Annotated in this window: 11 protein-coding genes; 2 read left to right on the top strand and 9 right to left on the bottom strand. The window is 62.3% G+C overall.

The window, feature by feature from the left end:
- The first annotated feature begins 29 nt into the window (after nt 1–29).
- A complete protein-coding gene (locus tag GVK95_RS12690; protein ID WP_159950101.1) occupies nt 30–425 on the top strand; it encodes a helix-turn-helix domain-containing protein in 396 nt (131 codons plus the stop codon).
- A gap of 24 nt (nt 426–449) precedes the next feature.
- Here GVK95_RS12690 and GVK95_RS12685 read toward each other — a convergent pair whose 3' ends face one another.
- From GVK95_RS12685 to GVK95_RS12660, 6 genes are all read right to left on the bottom strand, one after another.
- Nucleotides 450–1,823, bottom strand: coding sequence for a GH1 family beta-glucosidase (locus tag GVK95_RS12685; protein ID WP_159950099.1), 1,374 nt, complete (start codon nt 1,821–1,823; stop codon nt 450–452).
- Nucleotides 1,824–2,073: 250 nt separating this feature from the next.
- The gene (locus GVK95_RS12680; protein ID WP_159950097.1) at nt 2,074–3,246 is read right to left on the bottom strand and encodes a Gfo/Idh/MocA family oxidoreductase; all 1,173 of its coding nucleotides are present in this window, start codon (nt 3,244–3,246) and stop codon (nt 2,074–2,076) included.
- A gap of 241 nt (nt 3,247–3,487) precedes the next feature.
- Entirely contained in the window at nt 3,488–4,540 is a 1,053-nt protein-coding gene (locus GVK95_RS12675; protein WP_159950095.1) for a sugar phosphate isomerase/epimerase, read from the bottom strand.
- 143 nt (nt 4,541–4,683) lie between these two features.
- A complete protein-coding gene (locus tag GVK95_RS12670) occupies nt 4,684–5,637 on the bottom strand; it encodes a substrate-binding domain-containing protein (RefSeq protein WP_159950093.1) in 954 nt (317 codons plus the stop codon).
- A 69-nt stretch (nt 5,638–5,706) separates the two neighbouring features.
- Nucleotides 5,707–6,723, bottom strand: a complete 1,017-nt coding sequence (locus GVK95_RS12665; RefSeq protein ID WP_162742669.1) for an ABC transporter permease — start codon at nt 6,721–6,723, stop codon at nt 5,707–5,709.
- Between the two features lie 93 nt (nt 6,724–6,816).
- Nucleotides 6,817–8,343: a sugar ABC transporter ATP-binding protein gene (locus tag GVK95_RS12660; protein WP_159950091.1), complete on the bottom strand. Its 1,527-nt coding sequence runs from the start codon at nt 8,341–8,343 to the stop codon at nt 6,817–6,819.
- Between the two features lie 178 nt (nt 8,344–8,521).
- Between GVK95_RS12660 and GVK95_RS12655 the strand changes: the two genes are divergently transcribed.
- Nucleotides 8,522–9,541, top strand: a complete 1,020-nt coding sequence (locus GVK95_RS12655; RefSeq protein ID WP_159950089.1) for a LacI family DNA-binding transcriptional regulator — start codon at nt 8,522–8,524, stop codon at nt 9,539–9,541.
- A 267-nt stretch (nt 9,542–9,808) separates the two neighbouring features.
- On the opposite strand, the gene xylA is transcribed toward GVK95_RS12655, so the two are convergent.
- The 3 genes from xylA to GVK95_RS12640 form a co-directional block, all read right to left on the bottom strand.
- Nucleotides 9,809–11,119, bottom strand: a complete 1,311-nt coding sequence (xylA, locus tag GVK95_RS12650) for a xylose isomerase (protein ID WP_159950087.1) — start codon at nt 11,117–11,119, stop codon at nt 9,809–9,811.
- A gap of 54 nt (nt 11,120–11,173) precedes the next feature.
- Nucleotides 11,174–12,622, bottom strand: coding sequence for a xylulokinase (gene xylB / locus GVK95_RS12645; protein ID WP_159950085.1), 1,449 nt, complete (start codon nt 12,620–12,622; stop codon nt 11,174–11,176).
- A 76-nt stretch (nt 12,623–12,698) separates the two neighbouring features.
- Nucleotides 12,699–13,724 (bottom strand): LacI family DNA-binding transcriptional regulator, encoded by a 1,026-nt coding sequence (locus GVK95_RS12640; RefSeq protein ID WP_159950083.1) that lies wholly within the window; start codon nt 13,722–13,724, stop codon nt 12,699–12,701.
- Nucleotides 13,725–13,799: the final 75 nt, after the last annotated feature.

The following is a 13,799-nucleotide window of genomic DNA, read 5'->3' as shown; positions in this document are numbered from 1 at the left end:
TGATACCAGGTCACATTGAGGGAAGTGCCATGTGCGACAGCAGTTACGATCCGGCCAAATGTCAGACTGTCAGCGAGATGCTGGCGCGGCTCGGCGACAAATGGACGGTTCTGGTGATCATGATGCTCGCCGACGGCCCGCAGCGCTTCAGCGACCTGAAACGCGCGGTGGTCGGCATTTCGCAGCGCATGCTGACGCTGACACTGCGGGCACTTGAGCGTGACGGCCTCGTTTCGCGCACCGTGCATCCGACCGTACCGCCGAAGGTCGAATATGCCCTGACCGAACTCGGCCGGTCCTTCGGCGAACCGATCAAGGCCATGGGCGGCTGGGTTTTCCGCAATCACGACCTGATCCAAATGGCCCGCGCCGAATTCGACGAACGCAACCCACCTGCCGGTCAGAAACTCGTGCAGCTCGGCTAAGCACCCCCTGAAGCAGAGCCTCGCTCAATCCGCCGTGAAATTGCCCTTCGGAAATTCGGCCGCCAGCGCGCTATACCATTTGCCGCTCTTCTTCACCGTGCGCACCTGGGTGTCATAATCGACATGCACCAGGCCGAAGCGCATCCGATAGCCTTCCGCCCATTCGAAATTGTCCATCAGGCTCCAGGCGAAATAGCCGTGCATCGGATAGCCGTCCTTGATCAGCTCGGCGACCACCGACAGGTGCTCGACATAATAATCGAGCCGCGGCTGGTCATCGACCTCGCCACCTTCGACATCCATGTTGTAGCAAGCGCCGTTCTCAGTGATGTAGCAGGCCGGCAGTTCGTAGCGCGCATAAAGACGCTCGACCAGCGACTTCAACGCCGGCGCATAGACTTCCCAGCCGATATCGGTCTTCACCTTGGATACCGGCGGAGCGCCTATCGTGGCCGGGAATTCGGCCCCGGGCGTCGGATCGTCCGAGACGCGCATCGGCGTGTAATAGTTCAGCCCCCACCAGTCGAGTTTCTGGCTGATGATCTCAAGGTCTTTCTCCTTGATCTCCGGCATGCGCGCGCCCAAAGCCGACAGGAAGTCAGCCGGATATTCGCCCTTGAACACCGGATCGAAGAACACGCCATTGTGGAACTGGTGCGCCCGCTCTGCAGCAGCAATGTCTGCGGCACTCTCAGAGCCCGCCAATGTTTCATGCGCATTCAGCACCAGGCCGACCGGTACAGTCGGCGCGATCTCGCGGATCGCCTGGACACTCAGGCCATGGGCGAGATTGGTGTAATGCAGCGCATGCAGCGCCGCATCCATGTTTTGCTCGCCCGGCGCATGAATGCCGTAGAGATGCGACAGCCAGACCGAGCACCACGGCTCGTTGAAAGTCGCAACCGCATCGAGCCGGTCGCCGAGCCGCTCCATCACCACCTTGGTATAGCGCTGGAACGCATAGGCGGTCGAGCGCGCCGTCCAGCCGCCATCCCCCATCAGGGCCAGCGGCAGGTCCCAGTGATAAAGCGTCGCATAGGCCTTGATGCCGCGCGCCTTCAACCCGTCGACCAGCCTGTCATAAAAGTCCAGACCGGCCTCGTTGATCGGCCCGGTGCCTTCCGGAACGATGCGCGGCCAGGCGATCGAGAACCGGTAGCCGCTGACGCCCATGGCCTTGATCAGGTCGAGGTCACTTTCCCAGCGATTGTAGTGATCGCAGGCAACGTCGCCATTGTGGCGGCCGAAAACCCGGCCCGGCATGTTGGAAAACGCATCCCAGATCGACGGCTTGCGCCCATCCGCCTTCGACGCCCCCTCGATCTGGAACGAGGCGGTCGCCACGCCAAACAGGAAATCACCGGGGAAACGGTCGGCAAACAGTTTCGGATCGATCATCGACTGGCTCCTTCGTCTCGGCGGACATGGACCGCCGCACAATATCGAAAGCGGTTTAGAACAAAGCCAAGACGGGGTGAAGACGGGCGGAACAAAAAACTGCAACGTTGCAGGAAATCCACCCTCCCCTTGAGGGGGAGGGTCGGAGCAAAGCTCCGGGGTGGGGTGACCTCGGCGTAGACGAAGCGATCACCCCCACCCGCGCGTTCCGCGCGACCTCCCCCCTCAAGGGAGAGGTAGGAGGCAAGCCTCAGAGCTTGACCCAGCCGCCATTCTTCTTCGACGACTCGATGCACGCCTCGACGAAGGCGACACCTTTCACCCCGTCATCGATCGTCGGATAGACCACCGCCGGATCGACCTTGGCCCCGGTCCGCGCCGCGTTGATCGCCAGGGCCGCTTCCGTATAGATCGTCGCAAAGGCTTCGAGATAACCTTCCGGATGCCCGCTCGGGATGCGGGTGACGCGGGCAGCCGCAGAACCGGCACCGGCACCGCCACGGGTAACCAGCTGCTTCGGTTCGCCGAGCCGGGTGAACCAGAGATAGTTCGGATCGGCCTGCGTCCATTCGATGCCGGCCTTGGTGCCATAGACGCGCACTTTCAGGCCGTTCTCGTGCCCGGTCGCCACCTGGCTGCACCACAGCAGACCCTTTGCCCCCCCCTTGAAGCGCAGCATCACATGGGCATTGTCATCGAGGCGACGCCCTTCGACAAACGTGTGCACATCGGCCGCCAGTTCATCCAGATCGAGGCCGGAAATGAACGAACCGAGATTATAGGCATGCGTGCCGATGTCGCCGGTCGAGCCGCCGGCGCCCGACTGCTTCGGATCGGTGCGCCAGGCCGCCTGCTTCTGGCCGGTCTGCTCGATCGGTTCCGCCAGCCAGTCCTGCGGATATTCCATCTGCACCAGGCGGATATCGCCAAGTTCGCCGTTCTGCACCAGTTCGCGCGCATGACGCACCATCGGATAGCCGGTATAGTTATGGGTCAGGATGAACAGCGCATTGGCCTTGTTGGCCACCGCTTTCAGCTTTTTCGCGTCTTCGAGGTTCGAGGTCACCGGCTTGTCGCAGATGACATGGATGCCGCGCTCTAGAAAAGCCTTGGCCGCCGGATAGTGAACATGGTTCGGCGTGACGATCGACACCGCCTGGATGCCATCCGGCCGGAGCGCTTCCTTTTCCGCCATCTCCTCGAAGGAGCCATAGCAGCGCTCAGGATCGAGCCCAAGCTCACGCCCGGACGACAGCGACTTTTCCGCCGTCGATGATAGAGCGCCGGCCACCAGTTCATACTGGTCGTCGATCCGCGCCGCGATACGATGTACAGCACCAATAAAGGCACCCGATCCGCCACCCACCATGCCGAGCCGGATCTTCGGGTTCCGTTCTTCCGTCTTGCCTGCTTCGATCGCCATAGCGTCGTTCTCCCAAATGATAATGTTGCTCCGGGGGATACCCCCCCTCTACCCTGCCGGGCATCTCCCCCACACGGGGGGAGATCGAGTGTCGAACCGCTTCTCCAAAAAGGAACGCCAAGAACGAAGGAACACCAAGACCGGCGGCCAATCTCCCCCCGTGTGGGGGAGATGTCACGGAGTGACAGAGGGGGGTACTCCTGGCGTTCCGGGTTGAATATCCCTCCTCAGAACAGCTCTCTCAGAGCCCCAGCATCCGCCGGTTGGCCGCATCGTCCGTGCCGCTCGAGGCAAAATCGTCGAAGGCATGCTCGGTCACCCGGATGATATGCGCCTTGACGAATTCGGCCCCTTCGCGGGCGCCGTCTTCCGGATGTTTCAGCGCGCATTCCCATTCGACCACGGCCCAGCCGTCGAAATCATTGGCTGCCATCTTCGAAAAGACCGCACCAAAGTCGACCTGACCGTCGCCGAGCGAGCGGAAGCGGCCGGCCCGGTTGACCCAGCCCTGATAGCCGCCATAGACGCCCTGCCGGCCGGTCGGGTTGAATTCCGCGTCCTTGACGTGGAACATCCTGATCCGGTCGTTGTAGATGTCGATATTGTCGAGATAATCCAGGCACTGCAGCACATAGTGCGACGGGTCGTAGAGCATGTTGGCGCGCGGATGGTTTTTCACCCGCTCGAGGAACATCTCGAAGGTGACGCCGTCATGCAGGTCTTCGCCCGGATGGATCTCATAGCAGACGTCAACGCCCTGCTCGTCAGCATAGTCGAGGATCGGCGTCCAGCGACGGGCCAGCTCGTCAAAGGCGGCCTCGACCAGACCGGCCGGCCGCTGCGGCCACGGATAGATATAGGGCCAGGCGAGCGCGCCGGAAAAGGTCGCATGCGCCTTGATGCCGAGATTGCGGGAGGCCTTGAGCGCGTATTTCACCTGTTGCACGGCCCACTCCTGACGCGCCTTCGGATTGCCGCGCACTTCCGGTGCGGCAAAACCGTCGAAGGCCTCGTCATAGGCCGGATGCACGGCGACCAACTGGCCCTGCAGATGGGTGGAAAGTTCGGTGATCTCGACGCCGTTCGCCCGCGCCACGCCGGCAAGCTCGTCGCAATAATCCTTGGATTCTGCCGCCTTCTTCAGGTCGATCAGCTGGCCGGCCCAGGTCGGTACCTGCACGCCGAAATAGCCTTTTTCCGCTGCCCACTTGGTGATCGAATCCCACGAATTGAATGGCGCGGCATCGCCCGCAAACTGGCCGAGAAAGATGGCCGGCCCTTTGATCGTCTTCATACTTTTCTCCTCCCGGGAACGCTCCTGCAACGTTCCCGTAAACGGTTACAGGACTTGCAAAAACGAGACAATGGCATTGATCACGTCGACAGCAATCTGCCCGGGAAAACCCGGGCAGACCTTGGTATGGGGCTTGGCCGAACTCAGAAAGGCGAGTCCGGGAAGTAGTAGTTCTGCGCATTGTCCTTGGTGATCAGCGTCGCGTCGAGAACATAGGTGCCGTGAACCGGAACCTGGTCGTAGATCGCGGCAGCTGTCAGCTCCATCGCTGTACCAACCATGGACGGCGGATAGAGAACGTCGACCGGGATCATCTTGTCGCCGTCCATGACCTTCTTGATCATGTCCTTGGAGCCGGCACCGGCCACGACATACTGGATGTCGGTGCGCTTGGCCTGCTCGATCGCCTGCAGCACGCCGACGGCCATGTCGTCGTCCTGGCACCAGACCACGTCGATCTTCGGATATTTGGTCAGGTAGTCCTGCATGACCTTGAAGGCGTCGTCGCGGTTCCAGTTGCCGAACTGGCGGTCGAGAACCTTGACGTTCGAGCCGGCAATGCCCTTGTCAAAACCGTCCTGGCGCTGCTGGTCGATCGGGATCGGCATGCCGCGGATGACGACGACTTCGGCATCCGGCGTATTGTCGGCAATATACTTGCCGGCGACTTCACCAAGCGCCGGATTGTTGCCGGCGACATAGAGGTCACGAACCGAATTGTCGTTGGTGCTCGGCGCACGGTCGACGATCGACACGAACGTGCCCTTGCCCTTGATTTCCTTGATCGCGTTGACCAGCGGATCCGGATCGGTCGGCAGGATAACCAGCGCATCGATGCCCTGGGTTTCCAGATCCTGCAGCGCATTGGCCTGGCTTGCCGGATCCGGCGAAGTCTTGACGATGACGTTGAGGCCCGGATGCTCCTTCATCAGAAGCTCGGCAACGCGGTTCGCATGGTAGACGACACCGGCCGTCCAGCCGTGGTCGGCGGCCGGAATGGAGACGCCGATCGTCTTCGTGTCCTGGGCCTGCGCGGCAGTGAAGATCGCCGTCAGCGCCGTCATCGCGACGGCAAGTCCCATCAGTTTCTTGTGCATTGGTTTCCTCCCAAAGTGCCTAGGGTCATTTCAGTGACGGACCGGGCGACCCTCCTGCCCGGTCACGACTTACGCCTTGCGCGCCAGCGAACGCTGGACGAGCATCGCGATGATGATGATCGTGCCCTGGATGGCGCCGATCAGATATTCGGAAATAAAGTTCGACAGCAGCATGATATTGCCGACGAGTTCGAGGATGAAGGCGCCGCAGATCGTGCCCCAGACGCGACCGGCGCCACCTTTCAGCGCAGTGCCGCCGACGACGACCGCGGTGATCGCCTGCAGTTCCCACAGGATGCCGGTCGTGGCCGATGTCGATCCCAGCCGCGGCACATAGAGCAGCACGGCGATCGCCACGCAGAGACCCTGGATGATGAAGGCGATCGTGCGCACCCGATCCACGGCGATGCCGGAATAACGCGCCACGTCTCGGCTCGACCCGACCGCCACCACATGGCGACCATAACGCGTACGGTAAAGGATGAAGGCGGCGATCGCCGTCACGATCAGGATAATCAGGATCGGCAGCGGCATGCCGAGGAACGAACCGAAATAAACGGGGCGATACAGTTCCTGCTGTTCGGGGGAACGCAGGGTGATCGCCCCGCCCTGGGAGAGCCAGGTGGTCAGGCCGCGATAGATGCCCATCGTGCCGAGCGTCGCGATAAAGGGTTCGATCTTGCCGACCGTTGTGATCAGGCCATTGGCGAGGCCGCAAAGCGAACCGATCACCACGGTCAGGACCGCGGCCGTCGCCAGCATCAGCGCCGGATCGGCAATCACGCCGGAATTCATGAACAGGATCATCAGGCTGGCGACGAAGGCCACCATCGAACCGACCGAGAGATCAAGGTCGCCCGAGGAGATCACGAAGGTTGCGCCGACCGCGATGATCGCGATGAAAGCCGAGCGGGTCGCGACATTGGCCAGGTTGTTGAGGCCGATGAAATTCGGATTGACCATGGCGCCGACGATCAAAAGCAGCAGCAAGGCCGCAAACGGCGCAACGGCACGCAGATCGACATCGCGCCAGGTGCGCCGGCCGCGGATTTCAGGTGTGCTCTCAGTCTCGGCAGTCGTGTTCACGGGTCGTCTCCTCCCGGGCGGGCGCTTTTGATACGGCCCTGCCCCATGTCACTTGTCTGTGGCGCGATGCGTGATCCGGCAGAGCCGGACCCGTCAGCTGGCCAATTGTCTCTTCAGTCCGGCGGCGTAGCGCATGATCACCTGCTCGCTGATCTCCTCGCCTTCCAGTATGCCGACCATCCGCCCCTCGCGCATCACCGCCACCCGAGTGCAAAGCCCGATCACTTCCGGCATTTCCGAGGAAATCACGATGATCGAGCGCCCTTCGCGGGCGAGTGCTGCAATGAAATGATAGATCTGCTGCTTGGTCCCGACATCGATGCCGCGCGTCGGCTCGTCGATGATGATGATCTGCGGCTCGATCTCCATGATCTTCGCCAGCAGCAGCTTCTGCTGGTTGCCGCCCGACATGCGCCCGACCCGCACCCTGTCATCACGCACACGGATATCGAAGCGCCGCTTGGCCCGCGCCATCGCCTTCGCCTCGCTCGACGGGTCGAGATAGCCGTGACGGATATGCTGATCGATCGCCTGCAGCGTCAGGTTCGCCGTCATGCCCTCGCCGAGCAGCAGGCCCTTTCCCTTGCGGTCCTTGGTCATGTAGGCCAGCCCGCGCCGGTTCGCCTCGCGAAAATCCTCCGGCAGAAGGTCCGTGCCCTTCAGCTGGACGACACCCGAAAGACGCGGCCGCAAACCGGCAACCGCCTCCATCAACTCCGTGCGGCCGGAGCCGATCAGGCCGGAAAAGCCGAGCACTTCGCCCTTTTTCAGCTCGAAGCTGACACGCTTCACATAACCGGTGCTCAGATCCTGGACCGAAAGCACCACCTCTTCATCGACATTCGGCTCATGCTTGGTCGGATAGAGACTGGAAAGTTCGCGCCCGACCATCAACTGCGCGATGGATTCCCCGTCGAGCACGGCAGTCGGCGCCGTCTTCACCCATTGGCCGTCCCTAAGCACGGTGACCCGGTCGGTCAGCTCCATCACCTCGTCGAGCTTGTGGCTGACAAAGACGAAGCTCGTGCCCTGGTCGCGCAGCTTGCGCACCTGGGCAAACAGCACATCCGTCTCTTCCCGCGACAAGACCGCGGTCGGCTCGTCCATGAACACGATGCGCGCCTTGCGGCTGATCGCCTTGGCGATCTCGACCATCTGCTTGTCGGCCACCGCCAGCGAACTGATCAGCGCATCCGGGTCGATCGGCGAACCGAGCTGGTTGAGCGCCCGCACTGTCTCGGCCCGCATGAACTTGCGATCGAGCACACCGAAGCGCGTCACCTCGCGCCCGAGAAACAGGCTCTCGCTAACGGTCAGATGGTCCGCAAGATTGAATTCCTGGTGGATCAGCACGATGCCCAGCGCCTCGGCCGCACCATTGGGCGGCAGAATAACTGGCTGGCCATCCAGCAGGATGCGCCCGGCGGTTGCCTGCTCGAAACCCGACAGGATCTTCACCAGCGTCGATTTTCCAGCGCCGTTCTCGCCCATCAGTGCATGCACCTCGCCGGGCAGCACGTCGAAGTCGACGCTGAACAGCACCTGCACGTCGCCAAATGATTTCGAGATACGTTCTGCCACGAGCACGGCTTTGCGCGCTTCGTCCCCGGTCCCAGTCATGCAATCCTCCCGGCGGCTCCTCAACCGCTATGCTGACCTATGTAAAGGTTTACATGATCGATGTAAAGGTTTACATCATCCATTCACAGGGATGTTTTACCGCCCTCTCGGCTTTCGCAGCCGCAGCACAGCAGATAGGGTCTCCAACGATTCCATATGGATAGGGGGATGGGGCAACGTGCCGAATTCAGCGCCGGCCACGATTGATGATGTTGCACGCATTGCCGAGGTGTCGATCGCCACGGTGAGCCGTGCCATCCATACGCCCGACAAGGTCGCCAAGACCACCCGCCAGCGCGTCAACCAGGCGATCGCGATCACCGGCTACACCACCAATGCCATGGCCCGCTCGCTGCGCATGGGCCGCTCCAACATGATCCTGATCCTGGCGCCGGACATTGGCGATCCGAATTTCTCCACCACGCTGATCGGGCTTGAAAACGAGGCCCGCGCCCATGGCTTCGGCGTGCTGATCGGCCACACGCAGAATGATCCCGAACGCGGGCTGGAATACCTGAAATTCCTGAGCTCCGGCCAGGCTGCCGGCCTGGTGTTGTTCACCGGCCACGAACCCTTCGGCCATCAGGTCATCGGCCAGCGCCTGCCGCCGTCAGTGGCCGTCTTCGAACCGGTCTTCGGCTCGAAGACCTCTTATGTCGGCGTCGACGACACGGCCGGAGCCCGCAAGGCCGCCGAACATCTTCTCTCGGCCGGCCATCGCCGCATCGCCTTCATCGGCGATGCCAAGACCAGGCTCGGCCACCAGCGCCGCCGCCAGGGCTACGACCTCGCACTCGATGCCGCCCGCATTCCGCCAGACCACCGTCTGGTGCTGGAAGGTGACGGCACGATCGAGAGCGGCCGGCTCGCCGTCGAGCAACTGTTCATGCGCGATACGTTGCCGACCGCCTTCATGTGCGTCAACGACGCGACAGCCGTCGGCGTCATCAACGGCCTGACCGCCCGCGGCTACGACCTGCCGCGCGACTTCTCGATCATCGGCTTCGACGATGTGCCGCAGGCAACCTATGTCAACCCGGCCCTGACCACGATCCGCCAGCCTCGCAGCGCCATCGGCCGCCAGGCGATGGCGCTGCTGCTGGAAACACTCGCCGAGCGCCCGACCGAGCGACGCGAAATCCTGATCATGCCGGATCTGATCGTACGCGGCTCGGTGACGGGACCGGCGAGACGGTAGCGGACGGACCTGCTGTCTACGGCCTCCACCGTCATCAGGCGCTTTGTGGCATGGCCCGGGATGCTGGCGAGCAAGACACCCCGAAACCGTCATCCTCGGGCTTGTCCCGAGGATCTGCTGCAGACTGCCAGGAACCCGACCCAAACCGTTGAGCGACGCAGCAAGCCTCGGCAGATGCTCGGGACAAGCCCGAGCATGACGTCAACCGCATAAAAAAGCCGGGACACTCGCATGTCCCGGCCCAATCGCATCACATCAACCTACATCTCAAACGTAGCGATTGACCACGTTCTCCAGCAGTTCCTGCTGGCCCGACTTCGGCTGCGGATTGACGTTCTTGGTCTCGACACGGGCAGCGATCGCTTCGAGGCTTTCTTCGCCGCGCAGCATCGTCTGGTTTTCGGCCTTGTCCCAACCGGCGTAGCGTGATGCCAGCGGACCCGAGAGCGCCTTGTCCTCGATCATCTTCGCCGCAGCCTTCAGGCCACGGGCGCAGCAATCCATGCCGCCGATATGACCGATCAGCAGGTCGGCCGGATCGATCGACTGGCGGCGCAGCTTGGAGTCGAAATTGGTGCCACCCGAGGTGAAACCGCCGCCGGCGAGAACCTGGTAATAGGCCAGAGCCATTTCCGGAACATTGTTGGGGAACTGGTCGGTATCCCAGCCGGACTGGTAGTCGTTGCGGTTCATGTCGATCGAGCCGAAAATGCCGAGTGCATTGGCCAGCGCCAGTTCATGCTCGAAAGTATGGCCGGCCAGGATCGCATGACCCTGTTCGATATTGACCTTCACTTCCTTCTCGAGACCATAGGTCTTGAGGAAGCCGTAGACGGTCGCAACGTCGTAGTCATACTGGTGCTTGGTCGGTTCCTGCGGCTTCGGCTCGATCAGCAGCGCGCCCTTGAAGCCGATCTTGTGCTTGTATTCGACCACGAGGTTGAGGAAGCGGCCCATCTGGTCCAGTTCCCGCTTCAGGTCAGTGTTGAGCAGGGTTTCATAACCTTCGCGACCACCCCAGAGCACATAGTTCTCGCCGCCCAGACGCATGGTCGCATCCATGCAGGTCTTGACGGTCGCCGCACTGAAGGCAAACACATCCGGATCCGGATTGGTCGAAGCACCCGACATGTAGCGGCGGTGCGAAAACAGGTTCGCCGTGCCCCAGAGCAGCTTGACGCCGGTCTCGGACTGCTTCTTTTCGAAGTAGTCGACGATCTCGTTCAGGTTCTTTGTGTTCTCGGCAAAGCTGTCGCCTTCCGGACGCGCGTCGGCATCGTGGAAGCAATAGTAGGGCGTGCCGAGCAGGCTGAACATTTCGAAGGCGACATCCGCTTTCAGCTTCGCCTTGTCCATGCCGCTGCCATACCAGGGGCGATCGAAGGTGCGGCCGCCGAAGGGGTCTCCGCCTTCCCAGGCGAACGTGTGCCAATAGGCGATGGCAAAGCGCAGATGCTCTTCCATGCGCTTGCCGGCGACCATTTCATCGGGGTTGTAGTGGCGATAGGCCAGCGGATTGGTGCTGTCGGTGCCTTCGTATTTGATCTTGGCGATATCGCCGAAAAAGCCAGTGCTCATGGATAGTTCCTCCTTGGTTGAATATTTGTCCCGCCCTTGAAGGCGGGATGAATTTCAAAGCCCCTTGATCGCCGGATAGACCGAGCGATAGCGGCGATAAGCCTCCTCGTAGGCACCCGACAGCGCCGCGACCGGCGCAATCGTTTCGGCGGTCTCAGGCGCCGTGCACACCGACAGGGGATCAGCCCCGGTCGCCGCAATCAGGCCGAGCCGGGCCGCGCCGAAGGCCGCACCGAAATCGCCGTCAGCCGGCACATCGACGGGCAAGCCAAGTGCCGTTGCAATCGACGCCAGCCAGTAGCGCGAGCGCGAGCCGCCGCCGATGGCGGTGACACGATCGATCTTCGTGCCTGCGGATTTCAGCGCCTCGAGGCTGTCGCGGATGGCAAAGGTCACGCCCTCGACGACCGCCTGGGTCAGCACCGCGCGGCTGGAATCATGGCCAAGCCCGATAAAGGCACCGCGGATTTTTGCATCGTTGTGCGGCGTGCGCTCGCCGGAGAGATAAGGCAGGAACGTCACGCCGGTCGGCGCCTTGAGATCGTCGCCCAGTTCAGCGGTCAACTCACCCGCCGATTTGCCCGTGACGCCGGAATGCCAGTTCAGTGCATCGGTGGCCGAAAGGATGACGCCCATCTGGTGCCAGGTGTTCGGCAGCGCATGGCAGAACGCATGCACCGCGCTTTCCGGCTTCGGCAGATAGGAACCATTGGCGGCAAAGAGAACGCCGGACGTGCCCAGCGACACGAAGGCCTGACCTTCGGCGACCGTGCCCATGCCGCAGGCCGAAGCCGCATTGTCCCCTGCCCCGCCGGCAACGACGACATCGGAACCGACGCCCCATTTCGCTGCCAGTTCACCGCGCAGGGTACCCGCACGCTCCGTCCCCTCGACCAAGCCGGGCATCTGCTCCACGGTCAGGCCAGTCGCGGCGAGAAGCTCCGGCGACCACGCGCGTTTGCCGGTGTCGAGCCAGGCCGTGCCAGCCGAATCCGACATGTCGGAGAGGTATTCACCTGTGAGCCAGAGCCGGAGGAAATCCTTGGGCAGCAGCACCTTGGCGACCTTGGCAAAGGTGTCCGGTTCATGCTTGGCCACCCAGGCGAGCTTGGGCGCAGTAAAGCCGGGAAACACGATATTGCCGGTCAGCGCACGGAACCGCGGATCGGCGTCGAGGGCCGCCGCTTCTTCGTGGCTGCGCGTGTCATTCCACAGAATGCAGGGACGCAGCACCCGGTCCTTGGCGTCGATCAGGGTCGCACCATGCATGTGCCCCGAAAGACCGATCCCCTTGACGGCGGCAAGTTCTTTGGCATGCGAAGCCTTGAGCGCGCCGACAGCCTCCTCCGCCGCGCGGATCCAGTCGCCCGGCGCCTGCTCGGACCAGCCGGAATGAGGCCGCTGGACGGTCAGTGCCGCATGACCGACACCGATCACCCGCTGACTGCCATCAATCAGCATCGCCTTGATGCCCGATGTTCCAAGATCCAAACCGAGATACATAGTTTCCTCCCTTTTCAACTGCTCAGAACCCGGCCGCCATGCGTCCTGTGGGCCAAGCTGCATTCGCCTTTGCCCGTCAGGGCAGATTGTCCTTCAAGAATATGTCGAGCCGAATACGCTCTTGCGCAGCCACCACCGGCAAACCGTCGGCCTTGGCTTTCAGCACCCGGATGGCGCTACGCACCTCGTGGCCGGCATCCTGGTTGAGCACCGCATCAATCAGGCCGGCATTGAGCGCGGAGCGTGTCGTGTCTGTCAGTTCATGCGCGATGACCGCCGGCCTGGTCGATGACGTCACCTTTTCCAGCGCCCGCACCAGACCGCGGTTGCCGGCACCCAGGCTGTAGAGACCGATGATGTCGTCACGCTCGGCAAACAGCCGGCCGACCAGCGCCTCGACTGTGGCCGGATCATCGCGACCCTCAAGCACGGGCAGGATCTCGAACCGGGGGAAGTCCTTGGCCATCACGGTTTCGAACGCCTCGCAACGCTCGCGATGGTCGCGCACCAGCATCGAGCCGGCAAGAACGGCAACGGCGCCATCGCGGCCGCCGAGAAACCGCCCGAGCAGGCTGGCAGCCGTGCGGCCCGCCGCAGCATTGTCGATCCCGGCATAGTGATCGCGGCTTGATCCCGACAGGTCCGAGACGAGCGTGACCAAAGGTACACCGGCGGCGGCAACACGATTGGCAGCCTCGACCACGTCCGGCGCATCGACGGCGACAAACGCAATGCCGGCTGGCGCGCCGACAAGCGCCGCATCGAGCGCGCCAGCCAGTGCCGTCGCATCAAAGGCTGGCACATCGATCAGCCGGATCGCAATCCGTTCCACGGCCGCATGTCCCGTCGCCTCATCCAGCGCGAGCCTGAGGCCACGCATGAAGGAATTGTCATTGGAGGGAATGATGAAGGTCAGCGGATAGGTCCGCCCCTTGGCAAGATTGGCTGCCGCCACATCGCGCACGAATCCGAGCGACGATACCGCCTGATCCACCTTGTCGCGGGTCCGCGCACTCACACCCGGCCGCCGGTTCAGGACCCGGTCAACGGTTGCAAGGCTGACCCCGGCATGGACCGCGATGTCATGGACGGTTGGCTTCATGAATTCCTCCGGCGCCTGTCCTAGCGCAGGAGATGAGGTACGTAAATCAAAAAAAGATGTACGTACCTCATTTTC

The sequence above is a fragment of the Rhizobium sp. 18065 genome, from assembly GCF_902706095.1.
Classification (GTDB): Bacteria; Pseudomonadota; Alphaproteobacteria; order Rhizobiales; family Rhizobiaceae; genus Allorhizobium.
Note: the sequence above shows the minus strand (reverse complement) of the source record. Positions and strands in the feature narration are given on the sequence as shown.

Coding starts and splice junctions, on each gene's coding strand:
- GVK95_RS12690 (WP_159950101.1), top strand. CDS start 30: ATGTGCGACAGCAGTTACGATCCGGCCAAATGTCAGACTGTCAGCGAG.
- xylA (WP_159950087.1), bottom strand. CDS start 11,119: ATGAGCACTGGCTTTTTCGGCGATATCGCCAAGATCAAATACGAAGGC.
- GVK95_RS12675 (WP_159950095.1), bottom strand. CDS start 4,540: ATGAAGACGATCAAAGGGCCGGCCATCTTTCTCGGCCAGTTTGCGGGC.
- GVK95_RS12685 (WP_159950099.1), bottom strand. CDS start 1,823: ATGATCGATCCGAAACTGTTTGCCGACCGTTTCCCCGGTGATTTCCTG.
- GVK95_RS12680 (WP_159950097.1), bottom strand. CDS start 3,246: ATGGCGATCGAAGCAGGCAAGACGGAAGAACGGAACCCGAAGATCCGG.
- GVK95_RS12670 (WP_159950093.1), bottom strand. CDS start 5,637: ATGCACAAGAAACTGATGGGACTTGCCGTCGCGATGACGGCGCTGACG.
- GVK95_RS12640 (WP_159950083.1), bottom strand. CDS start 13,724: ATGAAGCCAACCGTCCATGACATCGCGGTCCATGCCGGGGTCAGCCTT.
- xylB (WP_159950085.1), bottom strand. CDS start 12,622: ATGTATCTCGGTTTGGATCTTGGAACATCGGGCATCAAGGCGATGCTG.
- GVK95_RS12660 (WP_159950091.1), bottom strand. CDS start 8,343: ATGACTGGGACCGGGGACGAAGCGCGCAAAGCCGTGCTCGTGGCAGAA.